This window comes from Streptomyces sp. CB00455, from assembly GCF_001905445.1.
In the GTDB taxonomy this organism is placed as follows: Bacteria; Actinomycetota; Actinomycetes; order Streptomycetales; family Streptomycetaceae; genus Streptomyces.
Genome location: NZ_LIVQ01000002.1, coordinates 1 through 19,350, shown reverse-complemented (window position 1 = coordinate 19,350; position 19,350 = coordinate 1). Strand labels below are relative to the sequence as shown.

The window sequence follows — 19,350 nt, the reverse complement described above, 5'->3', positions numbered from 1 at the left end:
CGATGACCCAGTCCCCGGGGCGGCGCCGCGCGCTGCCCGCCGCCCTCGCCCTCGTCGCGCTCTGTGCCACCCCGGCCGCCGCCTCGGCCGCGGTACCGGACACGGACACCGCACCGACCGCGTCCGGGCATGCCACCCCACCGCAGCGCCCGTACGCCCTGCGACCCGACGGCGCCGGCGAGTGCACCTTCCCCATGAAGAAGCAGATAGCGGACCGCCCCTGGGCCCTCCAGCGGCTCCTGCTCGACGAGCTGTGGGCGCACACCAAGGGCAAGGACGCCAAGGGCGCCGCCGTCCGCGTCGCGGTCATCGACACCGGCGTCGACCGCGCCAACCCGCAGCTCAGCGGCGCCCTCGACACCGGCGCCGGCAAGGACTTCACGGACCCCAAGGGCGGCGACGGCACGGCGGACAACGTCGGCCACGGCACCAAGGTGGCCGGCCTGATCGCGGCGCGCCCCCAGGAGGGCACCGGCTTCGTCGGCCTGGCCCCGGAGGCCACGATCATCCCCATCCGGCAGAACGACGGGCAGGGCAAGGGCGACGCCCAGTCGCTGAGCCTGGCGATCGACCACGCGGTGTCCAAGGGTGCCCAGGTGATCAACATCTCACAGGACACGGACGCCCAGCTGTCCTCCGACTCCGCCCTCGCCAAGTCCGTCCAGAAGGCCATCGAGGCCAATGTCGTCGTGGTCGCCTCGGCGGGCAACGACGGCATGAGCGGCGAGAAGCGCAAGACCTACCCGGCGGCCTTCCCCGGCGTGCTCGCGGTGGCGTCCTCGGACCGCAACAACGAGCGTGCGGCGTTCTCCCAGCCCGGCGACTTCATCGGGGTCGCCGCGCCCGGGGTCGACATGGTCTCCACCGTCCCCGGCTTCGGCCAGTGCATCGACAACGGCACCAGTTTCTCCGCCCCCTACGTGGCCGGCGTCGCCGCCCTGCTGCGCGCCAAGCACGGGGACTGGTCCGTCCAGCAGATCGTCTGGCAGATCCAGAACACGGCCGAGCGCTCGGTCAAGGGCCGTGACGACTACGTGGGTTGGGGCGTCGTCGACCCGGTGCGCGCGCTCAGCCAGGACCGAGAGGCCCCGAGGGCCCCCGTACCGGATCCCGGCCCGCCCCCCGCGGCCGCCCCGGAGGCCGCGGCGCTGCCGCTGGGCGAGACGGCCCAGCAGCGCGAGGAGCGCGTCGGCACGTACGCTCTGGGCATGTGCGCCGTCCTCATCGCCGTGATCGCGGGGACCGCGACCGTCGTCCGCGATGCCCACCGCCGCAGGCGCCGTTTGCAGTGAACGGTCACCGTTCATCGACGGAAGCGGACCACCGGTGTTGGGCCGTGCGGATGAACTGGCTAGAGTGACAGCAGGCTTCACGACTGTGATCGGGGGATCGCGTGAAGCGGAGGGGGATACCCGGGGCGCGTGGCTCATATCCGCGCCGGGCATGTCCGCTCCGCCACGCAATCCGCCGGTTTTGCCGGCGAATTGAGAAGTGAGGAGCTTCGGATGAGCAACAATTTCGGACTTGCAGACGATCCGATCGTCCAGGCCAAGAACAAGATCTCCGAAACGGCCGAGGCCGTCACCACCCAGTCCCGCGAGCTGGCCGACATCCTGGCCACGGTGAGCGCCGGCTGGACCGGTGTGGGTGCCTCGGGATTCGTCTCCGCCCAGACGGTGGTCAACGAGGACCACGACGAGATCCGTCGCCTGCTCGGGGTCCTGCACAACGCGGTGGCCCAGACCAAGAACCTGAGCAACGCCCAGGACGACGACGTGCGCGCGGCGTTCAAGGCGGTCGCGGCCAATGCGGGCGGCAACAGCTCCGGCCTCAACGCCATCTGACCCACGCCGTTTTCCCGGCAGCAACCCCGCTCAGCGCGAAGGAGAAGAACATGGCTGGTACTGACGGGCACACCAAGGTCCAGTACGAGAGCGTCCAGCAGATGGCCAACCGCATCCGCACGGTCTCCAAGAAGATCGTCGACGACCTGGCCGCCATGGACCAGGCGCTGAAGGTCGTCACGGACACCTGGGACGGCGAGGCGCACGCCTCGTACATCCAGCTCCAGGCCAAGTACAAGGGCAAGGCCGAGCACATGAAGTCCCAGCTGGAGCACGTCGCGCAGCTGATCGAGCGCGGCAAGGACGACTACCGCTCCACCGACCAGAAGGCGTCCCGCCTGTTCACCGAGGGCTTCTGAGTCCGGTAGCCGCACAGGCAGTACGCGCCGAAGGGGCGCGCCCGCACCGGGCGCGCCCCTTCGGCGTTCGCCGTGCCGTGCCGGGGCCCGGCCTCAGGGCCGGTGGCGGTCGAGGTCGAACTCCCCGTCCCGGGCGCCGAGTACGAACGCCTCCCACTCGGCCGCGGTGTACCGCAGCACGGTGTCGCGGTCCAGCGAGGACCGCATGGCCACCGCGCCCTCGGGCAGCCGGGCGATCTCCACCCGCTCCTCGTCCGGGCTGGTACCGGGCGGCCCCTCCCACTCCACGCCGCTGATGTCGAGCGCGTACAGCTCGTCCTTCTCCTGCTGGGTGCCCATGGGCGGCCTTTCCCCTCGGTGGCGCGGTCTTCACCGCCGATTATCGGGGCTGCGGCGACCGCGGGAAGAGCTTTCCGCGCGATCGCCGCAGACAGCAGCGGCCGGCCGCCGCCGGGCCGGCTACATCCCGGGCATCCGCCCCAGCTGCACCAGCGAGGTGCCCCGGCGGCGCGAGGCGAAGTAGGCCCGCCCCGGCGGCATCGGGCGCGGCCGCACATTGCCGACGAGATCGCCCTCGGACGGGTCGCCGGACAGCACCACGCCCTGCGCGCCCAGCTCCTTGATCCGCTGCATGAACGGCTCGTACATCGACCTGGAGGCACCCGCCGAGTTGCGCGCGATGATGAAGCGCACGCCGGTGTCCCGGGCGAAGGGCAGGAACTCCACGAGCGGCGCCAGCGGATTGCCCTGGCTCGTGGCCACCAGGTCGAAGTCGTCGATGACGATGAACACGTCCGGGCCCGTCCACCAGCTGCGGTCGCGCAACTGCTGCGGCGTGACGTCGGTCGGCGGCTGCCGGCGCGAGAACACCCCGCCCAGCGCTTCCATGTGCATCTGCAGGGAGCTCGCCATCGGCGCGTACTCCAGCAGGTGTTCCTCCGGCAGTGCCCCGAGCAGGCTGCGCCGGTAGTCGCCGACCACCAGGCGCGCCTGGTCCGGCGTGTAGCGCTCCGAAATCTGCCGGGCGATCAGCCGCAGCAGGTTCGTCTTGCCCGACTCGCTCTCGCCGAAGACGAGCAGGAACGGGTCGGACTCGAAGTCGACGAACACCGGCTCCAGGTCCGTCTCGTCGATGCCGATCGCGATCCCGCGGTGCGGGTGCTCCCCGCCCTTGGGCAGCTGGTCGGCGTGGAGCAGGCGCGGCAGCAGCCGCACGCCGGGAGCCGCGGGCCCCGGCCAGTTCTGCTTGACCGCGTCCACGAAGGCCGCCGTGGCCTCCGAGAGGTCCGCCGCCTCGTGCGAGCCGTCGATCCGCGGCAGCGCGCCGAGGAAGTGCAGCTTCTCCGGCACCTGACCCCGGCCCGGCATCCCGGGGGGCACGTTCGCCGCGACCTTGCGGTCGAACTCGGAGTCCATGACGTCGCCGAGCCGCAGCTCCAGCCGGCTGAGCATCTGGTCCTTGAGCGCCGCCCGCACCTCCATGTACCGCGCCGCGGTGATCACCACGTGGATGCCGTAGCCCAGGCCCCGGGCCGCGATGTCCGTGACGACCTGCTCCAGGCCCTCGTACTCGCCGCGGAAGCCGCCCCAGCCGTCGACGACCAGGAACACGTCCCCCCACGGCTCGCCCGGCAGATCACCCGCCGCCCGCCGGCGCCGGTAGGTGCCGATCGAGTCGATGTTGTTCGACCGGAAGAACTCCTCGCGCCGGTTCAGGATGCCCCCCACCTCGGCGACGGTACGCCGCACCCGCTCCGGGTCCAGGCGCGAGGCGATCCCGCCCACGTGCGGCAGCTCGGCGATCGCCGACAGGCTGCCGCCGCCGAAGTCCAGCCCGTAGAACTGCACCTCGCGCGGCGTGTGGGTGAGCGCGAACGAGGAGATCAGCGTCCGCATCAGCGTCGACTTGCCCGACTGCGGACCGCCGACCACCATCATGTGGCCCGCCGCGCCGGAGAAGTCCCGGTACAGCACCTCGCGCCGCTGCTCGAAGGGCTTGTCGATGAGTCCCAGCGGCACGACGAGCCCGCCGGGCCGCGTGTAGCCGTCGGCGTGCAGCCCGCGCTCCGCGCTCGGCGCCAGCGCCGGCAGCAGCTGGTCCAGCGGGGGCGCCTGGTCCAGCGGCGGCAGCCACACCTGGTGGGCCGGCACCCCCTGCCCCTCCAGCCGGCTCACGATCACGTCCAGCACCGTGTCGGACAGGGCGTCGTCCGTCCGCTCCGTCTGTGCCGCCAGGTACGCCGGGTCCGGCGCCGCGTACACCACCGGCACCGGCGCCGCCGTGAACAGCGCGGGCCGCCGCTCCACCGGGAACAGCCCGACCGACAGGTCAGGGCCGCCCGAGCGGTAGGTGCCCGAGACGTACGCCGCCTTGAAGCGGGTCATCTCGTCCGTACCGAACTTCAGGTAGCCCGAACCGGGCACCGACGGCAGGTGGTAGGCGTCCGGGACGCCGATCGCGGTCCGCGACTCCGCCGCCGAGAAGGTCCGCAGACCGATCCGGTACGACAGGTAGGTGTCCAGGCCGCGCAGCTTGCCCTCCTCCAGCCGCTGCGAGGCCAGCAGCAGGTGCACGCCCAGCGACCGGCCGATGCGGCCGATCTGGATGAACATGTCGATGAAGTCGGGCTTGGCCGTGAGCAGTTCCGAGAACTCGTCGATGACCAGCACCAGAGACGCCAGCGGCTCCAGCGGCGCACCGGCCGCGCGGGCCTTCTCGTAGTCGTGGATGTTCGCGTAGTTGCCCGCCGAGCGCAGCAGCTCCTGGCGCCGCTGGAGCTCGCCGCGGATCGAGTCGCCCATGCGGTCCACGAGCGTCAGGTCGTCCGCCAGGTTGGTGATGACCGCCGCCACGTGCGGCATCTGCCCCATGCCGGTGAAGGTCGCACCGCCCTTGAAGTCGGCCAGCACGAAGTTCAGCGTCTCCGAGGTGTGCGTCACCGCGAGACCCAGCACCAGCGTGCGCAACAGCTCCGACTTGCCGGAACCGGTCGCGCCCACGCACAGGCCGTGCGGCCCCATGCCCTCCTGCGCCGCCTCCTTCAGGTCCAGCATCACCGGAGCGCCGTCCTCGCCGACCCCGATCGGCACGCGCAGCCGCTCACCGGCCGACCGCGGCCGCCAGGTCCGCGACACGTCCACCGCGGCCGCGTCCCCCAGGTTCAGCAGGTCCGTGAAGTCCAGATTGGCCAGCAGCGGCTCGTCGTCGTCCCCGCCGCCCGTGCGCAGCGGGGCCAGCTGGCGGGCCAGCGCCTCCGCGGCGGGCAGCGACAGCGTGTCCGGCGTGCCCTCGTACGCGACGCCCGCGCCCGACTCCAGGCGCAGCCGGCCCGGACGCACCACGACCGACAGCCCGCCGCGCGGCTCGTCCAGCTCGCCCGCCACCACCTCGACGATGGTCACGCCCTGCAGCCCCTCGGCCGCCGCGAACACCGAGTCCGGCGGAACCAGCGCGCCGCCGGGGGAGTCGCAGTCCAGGACCAGCACCAGGTGCGGCTGGTCGAGCACCGGCGACACGTCACGGCTGAAGCGCGGACGCCCTTCCAGCCGCGGCGCCAGCAGACCCTCCAGCTCGCCCAGGTCGTCGCCGAACAGCCGCTTGGTACCGGCCCCGTCCACCTGGCCCGCCACCTGCGTGTGCGGCAGCCACTTCGTCCAGTCCCACGCCTCCACCGCACCCCGCGAGGCCACCACGGCCACCGTCAGGTCCTCGGGGGAGTGCAGCGTCGCCAGCTGCGCCACCAGCGCCCGCGCCGTACTGCGCGCCGACTCCGGCTCACCCGAGACCGCCACGTGGTAGAAGGCCCGGATCGAGACCGCCATCGGCAGGCCGTCCAGCGAGGAGTGCACCTTGAGGAAGCGCTGCATCGCGCCCGCCGTCAGCGGCTCCAGCTCGTCCACCGGCGCCGTGTCCGGCGCCACCAGCGCCGTCGACAGCCGCTGCGCGCCCAGGCCCAGCCGCGCCTGCCCGAAGTCCGGATCCCCGACCCGCCGCTCCCACAGCCGCGAGCCCTCGGCCACCACCGACCACAACTGCTCGGGAGCCGGGTGCAGGTACAGCTGCGCGTCGCGCTGCGCCCGCGCGGTCCGGCGCACCTGACGACGCGTCTGGGCAAGGTATTTGAGGTAGTCCCGGCGCACATCGGCCATTTGCCCCTGCGCACCCCGGCGGAAGCGCATCAACTGCGCGACGACCATCGCCAGCGTCGACGCCAGCATCAGGCCGCCCATGATCTTCATCATGGGCGCACCGTTCGGCATGAAGAAGAACACCGCGGACGAGCCCATGCCGAGCATCGGCAGGAGCTGCATCAGCATGCCCTCCTGCTGCCCCCGCGGAAGCTCCGGCGGCGCCTCCAGCCTCAGCTCCTCCGAAGGCACTTCGGGCGGCAGGGACCGCGGCGGGCGTTTGACGACGATCTGGCTCACCGGAGCATCAATCCCTCGAATACGGACGGGACGTCGCGACCGGCGCCCCCAAGTCCCGGGCGTTTACGGGGCTCCTCCGCCCGGGGGTAGCTCCCAGCGATGGCTGGGTAGGTGATCCTACTTGCCGACTGTCGGCCACCGGCCCGGTAGGGTGGCGCGCGCAGCATGCGCATCCGCGAACCGTCCGCCGGTGCGGGCACCAACCAGGGGGGTCACACAGGTGAGTACGGCCGCAACGACGGGCTTCTGCAGGGTCACCGTCGTGGCTCCCGACAGCCGCATCGACGTCGCCCTCCCCGAGGACATCGCCGTCGCCGACGTCTACCCCGAGCTGCTGCGCCTCACCGGCCAGACCCAGCCCGTCGGAGCCCCCACCGGCTTCCACCTCGTACGCCGCTCCGGCACCGTCCTCGACGGAGCCCGCACCCTCGCCGCCCAGCAGGTGCTCGACGGCGAGGTGCTCAGCCTGCGCCCCTTCGCCGAGTCCCTGCCGCCCGCCGTCTTCGACGACGTCTCCGACGCCGTCGCCTCCGCCGTCGTGCGCGACCGCCACCGCTGGAGCGACGACATGCTCCGCGGCGCGGGCCTGGCCGGAGCCGCCCTGCTCCTCGTCATGCTCGGCTTCGTCCTCTGGTACGCCGACCCGCTGCGCCACGACATGCACGGCCTGCCCGGGATCATCGCCGGCGCTGTCGGCATCCTGCTCACCGCCGTGGCCGGGGTGCGCGCCCGGGTCTACCGGGACCGCGGCTCCGCCGTCGCCCTCGGCCTGGGCGCGCTCCCGCACCTGCTGATCGCCGGCTCCGGGATCATCGCCCCGGCCGCCGGGCACGGCCCCGGCCGGCTCCAGTTCCTGCTCGGCTGCGTCTGCGTCCTCGTCGCCTCCGTGGCCCTGGTCGCACTCACCCCCAGCGGTGACGCCCCCTTCGTCGCCGCCACCTTCGTCGCCGCGACCGGCACCCTGGCGACCTTCACCGCCATCGCCACCGAAGCCTCCGCGACCGCCACCGCCGCCGTCTGCGCGCCCGTCGCCATCGGCCTCGTCGCCTTCCTGCCCGGCCTTTCCGCCCGCTTCGCCCGCCTGCCCATCGGGTACGCCGCCCCGCAGAGCGCCAGGGACGAGTACGTCGAATACACGGCGACCCCCGACCGCTACGAGGAGCCGTACGGCGACCCCTCCGGCTCCGACCAGATCGACCAGGCGACCCCCCTCGACGCCGAGCAGATCGCCGCCCAGGCCCGCCGCGGCCACGAGATGCTGCTCGGCCTGGTCGCCGGCTGCGCCGCCGTCGCCGTGGGCTCCGCCGCCGTCCTCGGCTTCTCCGACAACACCTGGGGCCGCCTGCTGGCCCTCGCCACCGGCCTCGCGATGCTGCTGCGCGCCCGCCTCTTCCGCTACACCTCCCAGGTCGTCTGCGCCCTGGCCGCCGGTCTGGCCGCCGTCGCCCTGCTGATCCTGGGCCTGGCCCTGCACCCGCCGGCCGCCCTGCTCGAAGCCCTCGTCCTCAAGCAGGACCACAGCGGCATGGAGCTGCGGACCATCTGGCTGACCGCGGCCGTCGCGGCCGGTGCGGCCCTGCTCACCGCGATCGCGCTGGTCATCCCCCGCAAGGGTCTGTCACCCTTCTGGGGACGCATGCTCGACCTCACCGAGGCCGCCGTGCTGCTCAGCCTGGTGCCCCTGGCCCTCGCCGTGCTCGACGTGTACTCCCGGGTCCGGGCGCTCACCAGCTGAGACGGGACGCGGCGGCAGCCTGGTACGCTGTGTGACGGCCGTTTGTGTACGCGCCCCCGGATCCCTCGACAAGGGTTCTGTGGACTGCGCTCAGCGGACCCCGCCTCCCGAGTCATGGAAGATCCCCAGAGAATTCGACCTGGGGCACTCGGTGGCAACGAAGACCCAAACGAGGAGTACGCGTGCCGCTCGACGCCGCTACGAAGAAGCAGATCATCAGCGAGTTCGGTGCCAAGGAGGGCGACACCGGCTCTCCCGAGGTCCAGGTCGCGATGCTCTCCCGCCGCATCTCGGACCTGACCGAGCACCTGAAGACGCACAAGCACGACCACCACTCCCGTCGTGGTCTGCTGATCCTGGTCGGCCAGCGTCGCCGCCTGCTGCAGTACCTGGCCAAGAAGGACATCCAGCGCTTCCGTACGCTGGTCGAGCGCCTCGGCATCCGCCGCGGTGCGGCCGGCGCCAAGTAACACGCCGTGGAGGGAGCGGTTCCCGCATCAGGGGGCCGCTCCCTTTGCCGTACGTGCGCCTCGGACCGGACCCTTTGTAGTCTGGTAGGGACGCAACGGCACGTCCGCACGATGTGCCGGTCGCAAGAGACCGGCCAGGACGTGCACAACTGAAGAGGGGAAGCGTGCCCGCCCGACGCCGCCGGTCCTCGGTAGTGGCACCCGGAACGCCCACAGGGGCGACGAACCGGGTGCTTCGATCGAAGACCGGCCCGGGACAGGAGCGCTTCTCCGCACCGTCCACCGCCACACGGGCGGCGGACGGAGACGACGAAAATGGAGAAGACACTAGTGGAGAACGAGACCCACTACGCCGAGGCCGTCATTGACAACGGTTCCTTCGGCACCCGCACCATCCGCTTCGAGACGGGCCGTCTGGCCCGCCAGGCCGCCGGCTCCGCCGTTGCCTACCTGGACGACGACACGATGGTGCTGTCCGCCACCACCGCGTCGAAGAAGCCCAAGGACCAGCTCGACTTCTTCCCCCTGACGGTGGACGTCGAGGAGCGGCAGTACGCGGCCGGCAAGATCCCCGGCTCCTTCTTCCGCCGCGAAGGCCGGCCCTCCGAGGACGCGATCCTCACCTGCCGCCTGATCGACCGCCCGCTGCGCCCGTCCTTCAAGAAGGGCCTGCGCAACGAGATCCAGGTCGTCGCCACGATCATGGCGCTCAACCCCGACCACCTGTACGACGTCGTCGCGATCAACGCCGCGTCCGCGTCCACCCAGCTGGCCGGCCTGCCCTTCTCCGGCCCGATCGGCGGCGTCCGCGTCGCGCTGATCCGCGGCCAGTGGGTGGCCTTCCCGACGCACACCGAGCTCGAGGACGCCGTCTTCGACATGGTCGTCGCGGGCCGCGCCCTGGAGGACGGCGACGTCGCGATCATGATGGTCGAGGCCGAGGCCACCGAGAAGACCATCGCCCTCGTCAAGGGCGGCGCCGAGGCGCCGACCGAGGAGATCGTCGCCGCGGGCCTCGATGCCGCGAAGCCGTTCATCAAGGTCCTCTGCAAGGCCCAGGCCGACCTGGCCGCCAAGGCTGCCAAGCCGGAGGGTGAGTTCCCGGTCTTCCTGGACTACCAGGACGACGTGTACGAGGCCCTCGCGGCCGCCGTCAAGGGCGAGCTCTCCCAGGCGCTGACCATCCCCGGCAAGCAGGACCGCGAAGCCGAGCTGGACCGCGTCAAGGAGCTGGCCGCCGAGAAGCTCCTGCCGGCCTTCGAAGGCCGCGAGAAGGAGATCTCCGCCGCCTACCGCAGCCTGACCAAGGCCCTGGTGCGCGAGCGCGTCATCAAGGACAAGGTCCGCATCGACGGCCGCGGGATCACGGACATCCGTACCCTCGCCGCCGAGGTCGAGGCCATCCCGCGCGTGCACGGCTCGGCGCTGTTCGAGCGTGGCGAGACCCAGATCCTGGGCGTCACCACCCTGAACATGCTCCGCATGGAGCAGCAGCTGGACACCCTCTCCCCGGTGACCCGCAAGCGCTACATGCACAACTACAACTTCCCGCCGTACTCCGTCGGCGAGACCGGCCGCGTGGGCTCGCCCAAGCGCCGCGAGATCGGCCACGGCGCGCTCGCCGAGCGCGCCATCGTGCCGGTCCTGCCGACGCGCGAGGAGTTCCCCTACGCGATCCGCCAGGTGTCCGAGGCCCTCGGCTCCAACGGTTCGACGTCCATGGGCTCGGTCTGCGCCTCCACCATGTCGCTGCTGAACGCCGGTGTGCCCCTCAAGGCCCCCGTCGCCGGCATCGCCATGGGTCTGATCTCCCAGGAGATCGACGGCAAGACCCACTACGTCGCCCTCACCGACATCCTCGGTGCGGAGGACGCCTTCGGCGACATGGACTTCAAGGTCGCCGGCACCAAGGAGTTCGTCACCGCGCTCCAGCTGGACACCAAGCTGGACGGCATCCCGGCCTCCGTCCTGGCCGCGGCCCTCAAGCAGGCCCGCGACGCCCGCCTCCACATCCTCGACGTGATGATGGAAGCGATCGACACGCCGGACGAGATGTCCCCCAACGCCCCGCGGATCATCACCGTCAAGATCCCCGTGGACAAGATCGGCGAGGTCATCGGCCCCAAGGGCAAGATGATCAACCAGATCCAGGAGGACACCGGCGCCGAGATCACGATCGAGGACGACGGCACCATCTACATCGGTGCCGCCGACGGCCCGGCCGCCGAGGCCGCCCGCGCCACGATCAACGCCATCGCCAACCCGACCATGCCGGAGGTCGGCGAGCGCTACCTGGGTACGGTCGTCAAGACCACCACCTTCGGTGCCTTCGTCTCCCTGCTCCCGGGCAAGGACGGCCTGCTGCACATCTCGCAGATCCGCAAGCTCGCCGGTGGCAAGCGCGTGGAGAACGTCGAGGACGTGCTCGCGATCGGCTCCAAGGTCCAGGTGGAGATCGCCGAGATCGACCAGCGCGGCAAGCTCTCCCTGATCCCCGTGATCGACGGCGAGGCCGCCGGCGACGACGCTGACAAGGACGACTCCGACAAGTGATGTCGCGTAGTTCCCGTGTGACGGCCCGCCCCTCTTCGGAGGGGCGGGCCGTCGCCCGTACCCAAACCCTCCTCAAGGGGAGCAACGGCATCGGCACCGTCCGGCGCACCGTCCTCCCCGGCGGACTGCGCGTCGTCACCGAGACGCTGCCTTCCGTCCGCTCTGCCACCTTCGGCATCTGGGCGCACGTCGGCTCCCGCGACGAGACGCCCACGCTGAACGGCGCCACGCACTACCTGGAGCACCTCCTCTTCAAGGGCACGCACAAGCGCAGCGCCCTCGACATCTCCTCCGCGATCGACGCGGTCGGCGGCGAGATGAACGCCTTCACGGCGAAGGAGTACACCTGCTACTACGCGCGCGTGCTCGACACCGACCTGCCGCTGGCCATCGACGTGGTCTGCGACATGCTGACCGGCTCGCTGATCCGCGAAGAGGACGTCGACGCAGAGCGCGGCGTCATCCTCGAAGAGATCGCGATGACGGAGGACGACCCGGGCGACGTGGTCCACGACCTGTTCGCGCAGACCATGTACGGCGACTCCCCCCTGGGCCGGCCCGTCCTCGGCACCGTCGACACCATCAACGCGCTCGGCGCCGACCGGATCCGCCGCTTCTACAAGAAGCACTACGACCCGACCCACCTCGTCGTCGCCGCCGCCGGCAACGTCGACCACGACAAGGTCGTACGCCAGGTCCGCGCCGCCTTCGACAAGGCCGGCGCGCTCACCCGCACCGACGCCGAGCCGATCGGCCCGCGCACCGGCACCAGGCGCCTGCGCACCGCCGGCCGTGTCGAGCTGGTGAACCGCAAGACCGAACAGGCCCACGTCGTCCTCGGCATGCCCGGCCTCGCCCGCACCGACGAGCGCCGCTGGGCCCTGGGCGTGCTCAACACCGCCCTGGGCGGCGGCATGTCCTCCCGCCTCTTCCAGGAGGTCCGGGAGAAGCGCGGCCTCGCCTACAGCGTGTACTCCTACACCTCCGGCTTCGCCGACACCGGCCTCTTCGGCGTGTACGCGGGCTGCCGCCCGGGCCAGGTCCACGACGTGCTGCGGATCTGCCGTGCCGAGCTCGACAAGGTCGCCGCCGACGGGCTGAGCGACGACGAGATCAAGCGGGCCGTCGGCCAGTTGTCCGGCTCCACCGTCCTCGGCCTGGAGGACACCGGCGCGATCATGAACCGCATCGGCAAGAGCGAGCTGTGCTGGGGCGACCAGATGTCCGTGGACGACATGCTGGCCCGCATCGCCGCCGTGACCCCGGACGACGTCCGCTCGGTCGCGCAGGACGTACTCGCCCGCCGCCCCTCGCTCGCGGTGATCGGCCCGCTGAAGGAGAAGCAGGCCGCCCGCCTCGACGAGGCCGTCGCGTAGACCCGAACCACGCACGCACGCATCGCACGCATCGCACGCAGGTAAGGAAGAGAAGATGAGCAAGCTGCGCGTGGCGGTCCTCGGCGCCCGGGGCCGCATCGGCTCCGAGGCGGTCAAGGCCGTCGAGGCCGCCGACGACCTGGAGCTGGTGGCGGCCCTCGGCCGCGGCGACGACCTTCAGGCCCTGGCGGAAGCCGGCGCCCAGGTCGCGGTCGAGCTGACCACCCCCGACTCGGTCATGGAGAACCTGGACTTCCTCGTCCGCCACGGTATCCACGCGGTGGTCGGCACCACCGGCTGGACCGAGGACCGCCTCACCCGGCTGGACACCTGGCTCGCCGCCTCCCCCGAGACCGGGGTGCTCATCGCCCCGAACTTCTCCATCGGCGCCGTCCTGACGATGAAGTTCGCAGCCCAGGCCGCCCGCTACTTCGAATCGGTCGAGGTCGTCGAGCTGCACCACCCCAACAAGGTCGACGCCCCCTCGGGCACCGCGACCCGCACGGCGCAGCTCATCGCGGCAGCCCGCGCCGAGGCCGGCCTCGCCCCGCAGCCCGACGCCACCGCCACCGCCCTCGACGGCGCGCGCGGCGCGGACGTCGACGGCGTACCGGTGCACGCCGTCCGCCTGCGCGGCCTGCTGGCCCACCAAGAGGTGCTCCTCGGCGCCGAGGGCGAGACCCTGACGATCCGTCACGACTCCCTGCACCACAGCAGCTTCATGCCGGGCATCCTGCTCGGCGTGCGCCGCGTGCCGCGGACCCCGGGCCTCACCTTCGGTCTGGAACACTTTCTCGACCTGGGCTGACTGGGCTGATTCACGATGCGCGCGAAGATCACCTACTTCCTCACGGCCGCCGTCCTGGTCGTCTACTTCGTCCTGGCCGGCAGTCGGGGCCTCCTGCTGATCCGGCACGGCACCTGGCTCACCGTCACCTTCGGGCTGGCCGTGCTGGTCCTGCCGGTCATCGGCGTGTGGTTCCTCTGGAAGAACACCCGGTTCGTCACCAAGGCCAACCAGCTCGCCACCGAGCTGGAGGGCGAGGGCGGCCTGCCCGTCGACGAGCTGGAGCGGGACCAGTACGGCCGGATCCTGCGGGACTCCGCCGACGAGGTCTTCGCACGCCGGAAGGCCGAGACCGAGGAGGCGCCGACGGACTGGCGCACCTGGTTCCGCCTCGCCGTCGCCTACCACGACGCCCGGGACACCCCGCGGGCGCGCAAGGCCATGCAGCGGGCGATCGCCCTGCACGACGGGAAGCCCGTACAGGCCTGACACCTGTACGGGCTTCCCGTGCGCGCAGGGGGCGGCTCAGACCGCCACGGGCCGGTACTCCTCGGCCCACGCCCCGACCGCGTCGGCGGCCCGGTCGAAGGCCTCGGCCCGCGAGAGGAAGTCGGCGTTGTGGTCGGTCAGCAGCACCGGGAGCCGAGCGCCGTCGCGCCCGGCCACGGTCAGCGCCTGCCCCTGGACGGTCCTGGGCAGGCCGAGCCAGCGCACCGGCTGCTGGACCGTACGGACCTCGCCGACTTCGCTCCACTTGATCGAGCGGGTCCCGAAGAACCCCACCCGGCGCAGGCCCGCGGGGCTCACCCAGACGCCGGCCCGCAGCAGCTGCACCGCCGAGCCGACGACCGCGAGCGCGGCGAGGAGGCAGAACGCGGCCCCGCCCCAGGCGCCCACGAAGGCGACGATCATCGTGGCCAGCAGCATGAAGGCGGACAGCAGGAGCAGCACGGCGGCGATGGCCACCCGCCACGGGCCCGGCCGGTAGGGCCGCCGCCAGCGGTTGTGGTCGGCAGGGGCCGGCACCTCGTCGTGGTCGTCGTCCACGCTGGACACACCGTCGGCCGTCAGGAAGGACAGGGGCACGACTGGACCTCACTCACATGCACGTTCGGTTGGGCAGTGACCGTGAGGCTACCGCCCCTCGGAGGCCTGCGACTGCTGCGACTTCACCGGCGCCCTGCCCGGCTCCAGTGCGGGCATGCCGAACAGCAGCGAGCCGGCCAGCCCCGCGACGACGGTCAGGCCGACCAGACTACGGGCGGCGAGCTGGGTCCTGCTCATACTCTCGCGCGGCGGCGGAGTGACGTTGCTGCGGAAACGGTCGGCCTCGGCGACGAAGGCGAACGGGACGGGTTCGCGCCGGCTGAACATGGGAGCGGCTCTCCTCGCGATCGGGCCCCGGGACGGGGCGGCGGTTGTGCACGGCTTCTACCCCGTAGGACGTCCGGGCCGCCCGATCGGTGCCTGAAATCGGCATACCGGCCGCACTGCGTGGCGCCGCGTCAGCCGCGCGGACCGGCCCCGCCCCCCGGCCCGCCTGCACGGAGGCCCGCAGGGGGCGACGTAGAGTGGGCGCGCCCCAGGACGCACGTTTGGAAGGACCCCGGTGAGCGAGACCGCCGCTTCAGATCTGAAACCCAGCTTCCGCAGTGACGTGACGGTGGAGCTGGTGAAGCACTCCGCCGCCGATTCCGACGTGCTGTGGGCCGCCCGGGTCTCCACGGCCGGCGAGCAGTCCCTGGAGGAGCTCCAGAAGGACCCGGAGCGCTCCAAGGGGCTCATCAACTACCTGATGCGCGACCGCCACGGCAGCCCCTTCGAACACAATTCGATGACTTTCTTCATCAGCGCCCCGATCTTCGTCTTCCGCGAGTTCATGCGCCACCGCGTCGGCTGGTCCTACAACGAGGAGTCCGGCCGCTACAGGGAGCTCGAACCGGTCTTCTACGTCCCGGACGCCGAGCGCAAGCTCGTCCAGGAGGGCCGCCCCGGCAAGTACGTCTTCGTCGAGGGGACCGAGGCGCAGCAGGAGCTGACCGGCCGCGTCATGGAGGACTCCTACCGGCAGGCATACGAGGCCTACCAGGAGATGCTCGCCGCGGGCGTGGCCCGCGAGGTTGCCCGTTCGGTCCTGCCGGTCGGTCTTTTCTCCTCGATGTACGCCACCTGCAACGCCCGCTCGCTGATGCACTTCCTTGGCCTGCGCACGCAGCACGAGCTCGCGGCCGTGCCGTCCTTCCCGCAGCGGGAGATCGAGATGGTCGGCGAGAAGATGGAGCAGCACTGGGCGACGCTCATGCCGCTGACGTACGCCGCCTTCAACGGCAACGGCCGCGTTGCCCCGTAAGGCCCGGCACGCGTACGACGTACAGATGTGCGGAGTCAAGTCCTAAGTGTCCGTATTGCGGCGTTTCGTAAAGTTCATCTAGGCTGATCAAACGGACCCGGCACTGCTTGAACCCCCGAGCAGGCAGTGCCGGCGTCCAACACCCCGGTTGACGTCCCCCGAGGGGACACGTCGAGCATGGCAGCGAGTAGCGTGTTACCCATGGCTCCGATCTCGACTCCGCAGACCCCCTTCGGGCGGGTCCTCACCGCCATGATCACGCCGTTCACGGCGGATGGCGCACTCGACCTCGACGGCGCGCAGCAGCTCGCCGTCCACCTGGTGGACGCAGGCAACGACGGCCTGATCGTCAACGGCACCACCGGTGAGTCGCCGACCACCACCGACGCGGAGAAAAACGACCTCGTACGAGCCGTCCTCGAAGCCGTCGGGGACCGCGCCCACGTGGTCGCCGGCATCGGCACCAACGACACGGGCCACACGCTGGAGCTCGCCCGCCAGGCCGAACGCACGGGCGCCCACGGCCTCCTCGCGGTGACCCCGTACTACAGCAAGCCGCCGCAGGAGGGCCTCTACCGGCACTTCACGGCCGTCGCCGACGCGACCGGGCTGCCGGTCATGCTCTACGACATTCCCGGGCGCAGCGGTGTCCCTATCGACACGGAAACTCTGGTACGACTGGGCGAGCACCCCCGTATCGTTGCCAACAAGGACGCCAAGGGCGACCTAGGCCGTGCAAGCTGGGCCATCGCACAGAGCGGTCTGGCCTGGTACTCGGGCGACGACATGCTGAACCTGCCGCTCCTGTCGATCGGCGCGGTCGGCTTCGTCTCCGTGGTCGGCCACGTGGTCACACCCGAACTGCGCGCCATGCTGGAGGCCCACCTGGGCGGAGACGCCCAGAAGGCCACCGAGATCCACCAGAAGCTGCTCCCGGTCTTCACCGGCATGTTCCGCACGCAGGGCGTCATGACCAGCAAGGCCGCGCTGAACCTGCAGGGACTGCCCGCGGGCCCGCTGCGGCTCCCGATGATCGAGCTGACCGCCGAAGAGACGGCTCAGCTCACGCTCGATCTCGCCGCCGGCGGGGTACAGCTCTGACAACAGACTTCACAACTGAACAAGCACGACCAAAACAGACAACAGCAAGTGCACGAATGTCATGCGCGCCACGTGCCTTCCGAGGTACGTGGCGTGTGTGGTGAGGAGAGACTTTTGAGCCATCCGCATCCTGAACTCGGTCCCCCGCCGAAGCTGCCCAAGGGCGGCCTGCGCGTCACCCCCCTGGGTGGTCTGGGCGAAATCGGGCGCAACATGACCGTCTTCGAGTTCGACGGCCGCCTGCTGATCGTCGACTGCGGCGTCCTCTTCCCGGAGGAGGAGCAGCCGGGCATCGACCTGATCCTGCCGGACTTCACGTCCATCAGGGACCGCCTCGACGACATCGACGGCATCGTGCTCACGCACGGCCACGAGGACCACATCGGCGCCGTCCCCTACCTCCTGCGGGAGAAGCCGGACATCCCGCTGATCGGCTCCAAGCTGACGCTGGCCCTGATCGAGGCGAAGCTCCAGGAGCACCGCATCCGCCCCTACACCCTTGAGGTGAAGGAAGGCGAGCGCGAGAACCTGGGCCCCTTCGACTGCGAGTTCATCGCCGTCAACCACTCCATCCCCGACGCCCTGGCCGTCGCGATCCGGACCCCCGCGGGCCTGGTCGTCGCCACCGGCGACTTCAAGATGGACCAGCTCCCGCTGGACAAGCGCCTCACGGACCTGCACGCGTTCGCCCGGCTGAGCGAAGAGGGCATCGACCTCCTTCTCTCGGACTCGACGAACGCCGAGGTCCCGGGCTTCGTCCCGCCCGAGCGCGAGATCTCGGGCGTCCTGCGCACGGTCTTCGCGAACGCCCACAGCCGGATCATCGTGGCCAGCTTCGCCAGCCACGTGCACCGCATCCAGCAGATCCTGGACGCCGCCCACGAGTACGGCCGCCGGGTCGCCTTCGTCGGCCGTTCCATGGTCCGCAACATGGGCATCGCCCGCGACCTGGGATACCTCAAGGTCCCGGCCGGCCTCGTCGTGGACGTCAAGACCCTCGACGACCTGCCGGCCCACGAGGTCGTCCTCGTCTGCACCGGGTCCCAGGGCGAGCCCATGGCGGCCCTGTCCCGCATGGCGAACCGCGACCACCAGATCCGGATCGTCCCCGGCGACACCGTGATCCTCGCGTCGTCGCTGATCCCCGGCAACGAGAACGCGGTCTACCGCGTGATCAACGGCCTCACCCGCTGGGGTGCCAACGTCGTCCACAAGGGCAACGCCAAGGTGCACGTCTCCGGGCACGCCTCCGCGGGCGAGCTGTTGTACTTCTACAACATCTGCAAGCCGCGGAACCTGATGCCGGTCCACGGCGAATGGCGCCACCTGCGCGCCAACGCCGAGCTCGGGGCCCTGACGGGCGTCCCGAAGGACCGGATCGTCATCGCCGAGGACGGCGTGGTCGTCGACCTGATCGACGGCAAGGCCCGCATCTCCGGCAAGGTGCAGGCCGGCTACGTGTACGTGGACGGCCTCTCGGTCGGCGACGTGACGGAAGTCCACCTCAAGGACCGCAAGATCCTCGGCGACGAGGGCATCGTCTCGGTCTACGTCGTGGTGGACAGCACCACGGGCAAGGTGGTCAGCGGCCCGAACATCCAGGCCCGCGGCTCCGGCATCGAGGACGGAGCCTTCGGCCCGGTCATCGCGAAGATCGAGGAAGCCATCGCCCGCGCCGCCTCCGACGGCGTGGCCGAGCCGCACCAGATCCAGCAGCTCATCCGCCGCACGATGGGCAAGTGGGTGTCGGACAGCTACCGCCGCCGCCCGATGATCCTCCCGGTCGTCGTCGAGGTCTGATCCCCGCCGTAGCGACCACACCGGAGCGGGGCAACCGGATTTGCATCCGGGGGCCCCGCTCCAGTACGTTTACGTCTCCACCCCGCACGGCACCCCGGCACACACGTGTGCGCCGGGCCTGTCATGCGGGCGGGTGGGAATCAGCACTCAGGGAAGCCTGATAAAGTCTGGTCCACCCGAAAGGGAAAGGCCCCCCGAAGGCCATCGGAATTCGAATCCGGTCGGAAACGACAAGGGAAGAGATTCTGATAGAGTCGGACTCGCCGGAAAGGGAAAGCGCGAAAGCGAAGAACTGGAAAGCGAAACCCGCTTCGACCGGGAATCGGACACGAAAGAGTCTGATAGAGTCGGAAACGCAAGACAGCAGAACAGAACGAAGCCCGGAGGAAAGCCTCAGTAGTGATACTGCGGTGAGTACAAAGGAAGCGTCCGTTCCTTGAGAACTCAACAGCGTGCCAAAAATCAACGCCAAAAGTTGATACCCCGTCCATTTCGGTGGATGAGGTTCCTTTGAAAAAGACCTGTAGGGCTCCGGTTTCGGGGTGCT

The 19,350-nt window shown here is 70.6% G+C and carries 16 protein-coding genes; 12 read left to right on the top strand and 4 right to left on the bottom strand.

The features are described from left to right. The first annotated feature begins 2 nt into the window (after positions 1-2). The 3 genes from mycP to AMK16_RS07530 all read left to right on the top strand — a co-directional run bounded on the left by mycP (position 3) and on the right by AMK16_RS07530 (position 2,203). The gene (gene mycP, locus AMK16_RS07540; protein ID WP_073910812.1) at positions 3-1,292 is read left to right on the top strand and encodes a type VII secretion-associated serine protease mycosin; all 1,290 of its coding nucleotides are present in this window, start codon (positions 3-5) and stop codon (positions 1,290-1,292) included. A gap of 213 nt (positions 1,293-1,505) precedes the next feature. Next, the gene (locus AMK16_RS07535; protein ID WP_073910809.1) at positions 1,506-1,844 is read left to right on the top strand and encodes a WXG100 family type VII secretion target; all 339 of its coding nucleotides are present in this window, start codon (positions 1,506-1,508) and stop codon (positions 1,842-1,844) included. A gap of 50 nt (positions 1,845-1,894) precedes the next feature. Further along, positions 1,895-2,203 carry a WXG100 family type VII secretion target gene (locus AMK16_RS07530; RefSeq protein WP_073910805.1) on the top strand — a complete coding sequence of 103 codons (309 nt, stop codon included), beginning with the start codon at positions 1,895-1,897 and terminating at the stop codon, positions 2,201-2,203. A gap of 93 nt (positions 2,204-2,296) precedes the next feature. Here the strand turns inward: AMK16_RS07530 and AMK16_RS07525 are convergent, their stop codons facing one another. Continuing rightward, a complete protein-coding gene (locus AMK16_RS07525; protein WP_030708695.1) occupies positions 2,297-2,542 on the bottom strand; it encodes a DUF397 domain-containing protein in 246 nt (81 codons plus the stop codon). Between the two features lie 120 nt (positions 2,543-2,662). After that, entirely contained in the window at positions 2,663-6,631 is a 3,969-nt protein-coding gene (gene eccCa, locus AMK16_RS07520) for a type VII secretion protein EccCa (protein WP_073910801.1), read from the bottom strand. Between the two features lie 220 nt (positions 6,632-6,851). Between eccCa and eccD the strand changes: the two genes are divergently transcribed. The 6 genes from eccD (at position 6,852) to AMK16_RS07490 (ending at position 14,041) form a co-directional block, all read left to right on the top strand. Further along, on the top strand, positions 6,852-8,366 hold the full coding sequence (eccD, locus tag AMK16_RS07515; RefSeq protein WP_073910797.1) for a type VII secretion integral membrane protein EccD: 1,515 nt from the start codon (positions 6,852-6,854) through the stop codon (positions 8,364-8,366). Positions 8,367-8,548: 182 nt separating this feature from the next. Then, the gene (gene rpsO, locus AMK16_RS07510) at positions 8,549-8,836 is read left to right on the top strand and encodes a 30S ribosomal protein S15 (protein ID WP_031143997.1); all 288 of its coding nucleotides are present in this window, start codon (positions 8,549-8,551) and stop codon (positions 8,834-8,836) included. Positions 8,837-9,166: 330 nt separating this feature from the next. Then, entirely contained in the window at positions 9,167-11,389 is a 2,223-nt protein-coding gene (locus AMK16_RS07505; RefSeq protein ID WP_073910794.1) for a polyribonucleotide nucleotidyltransferase, read from the top strand. Next, complete coding sequence (locus tag AMK16_RS07500; RefSeq protein ID WP_073910790.1) at positions 11,386-12,765, top strand: M16 family metallopeptidase; 1,380 nt, start codon at positions 11,386-11,388, stop codon at positions 12,763-12,765. The genes AMK16_RS07505 and AMK16_RS07500 overlap by 4 nt, the downstream gene beginning before the upstream one ends. A 55-nt stretch (positions 12,766-12,820) precedes the next feature. After that, positions 12,821-13,573: a 4-hydroxy-tetrahydrodipicolinate reductase gene (gene dapB / locus AMK16_RS07495; protein ID WP_073910786.1), complete on the top strand. Its 753-nt coding sequence runs from the start codon at positions 12,821-12,823 to the stop codon at positions 13,571-13,573. A gap of 15 nt (positions 13,574-13,588) precedes the next feature. Next, positions 13,589-14,041, top strand: a complete 453-nt coding sequence (locus AMK16_RS07490) for a hypothetical protein (protein ID WP_073910782.1) — start codon at positions 13,589-13,591, stop codon at positions 14,039-14,041. Positions 14,042-14,077: 36 nt separating this feature from the next. Here AMK16_RS07490 and AMK16_RS07485 read toward each other — a convergent pair whose 3' ends face one another. Together AMK16_RS07485 and AMK16_RS07480 are read right to left on the bottom strand one after the other, a co-directional pair. Beyond that, on the bottom strand, positions 14,078-14,638 hold the full coding sequence (locus AMK16_RS07485) for a PH domain-containing protein (protein WP_073910778.1): 561 nt from the start codon (positions 14,636-14,638) through the stop codon (positions 14,078-14,080). Between the two features lie 48 nt (positions 14,639-14,686). Continuing rightward, positions 14,687-14,926 (bottom strand): hypothetical protein, encoded by a 240-nt coding sequence (locus AMK16_RS07480; RefSeq protein ID WP_073910775.1) that lies wholly within the window; start codon positions 14,924-14,926, stop codon positions 14,687-14,689. A 235-nt stretch (positions 14,927-15,161) separates the two neighbouring features. Here AMK16_RS07480 and thyX point away from each other — a divergent pair, with 235 nt between their 5' ends. The 3 genes from thyX to AMK16_RS07465 all read left to right on the top strand — a co-directional run bounded on the left by thyX (position 15,162) and on the right by AMK16_RS07465 (position 18,803). Then, complete coding sequence (thyX, locus tag AMK16_RS07475) at positions 15,162-15,902, top strand: FAD-dependent thymidylate synthase (RefSeq protein WP_073910771.1); 741 nt, start codon at positions 15,162-15,164, stop codon at positions 15,900-15,902. Between the two features lie 201 nt (positions 15,903-16,103). Then, positions 16,104-17,003, top strand: a complete 900-nt coding sequence (gene dapA, locus AMK16_RS07470) for a 4-hydroxy-tetrahydrodipicolinate synthase (protein ID WP_073910768.1) — start codon at positions 16,104-16,106, stop codon at positions 17,001-17,003. 114 nt (positions 17,004-17,117) lie between these two features. After that, complete coding sequence (locus AMK16_RS07465) at positions 17,118-18,803, top strand: ribonuclease J (RefSeq protein WP_073910765.1); 1,686 nt, start codon at positions 17,118-17,120, stop codon at positions 18,801-18,803. The last annotated feature ends 547 nt before the right edge of the window (positions 18,804-19,350 follow it).

Bases quoted from the DNA above. Each gene is read 5' to 3' on its own strand.
- mycP (WP_073910812.1), top strand. From the start codon at position 3: ATGACCCAGTCCCCGGGGCGGCGCCGCGCGCTGCCCGCCGCCCTCGCC.
- AMK16_RS07530 (WP_073910805.1), top strand. From the start codon at position 1,895: ATGGCTGGTACTGACGGGCACACCAAGGTCCAGTACGAGAGCGTCCAG.
- AMK16_RS07480 (WP_073910775.1), bottom strand. From the start codon at position 14,926: ATGTTCAGCCGGCGCGAACCCGTCCCGTTCGCCTTCGTCGCCGAGGCC.
- dapB (WP_073910786.1), top strand. From the start codon at position 12,821: ATGAGCAAGCTGCGCGTGGCGGTCCTCGGCGCCCGGGGCCGCATCGGC.
- AMK16_RS07535 (WP_073910809.1), top strand. From the start codon at position 1,506: ATGAGCAACAATTTCGGACTTGCAGACGATCCGATCGTCCAGGCCAAG.
- dapA (WP_073910768.1), top strand. From the start codon at position 16,104: ATGGCTCCGATCTCGACTCCGCAGACCCCCTTCGGGCGGGTCCTCACC.
- AMK16_RS07525 (WP_030708695.1), bottom strand. From the start codon at position 2,542: ATGGGCACCCAGCAGGAGAAGGACGAGCTGTACGCGCTCGACATCAGC.
- AMK16_RS07490 (WP_073910782.1), top strand. From the start codon at position 13,589: ATGCGCGCGAAGATCACCTACTTCCTCACGGCCGCCGTCCTGGTCGTC.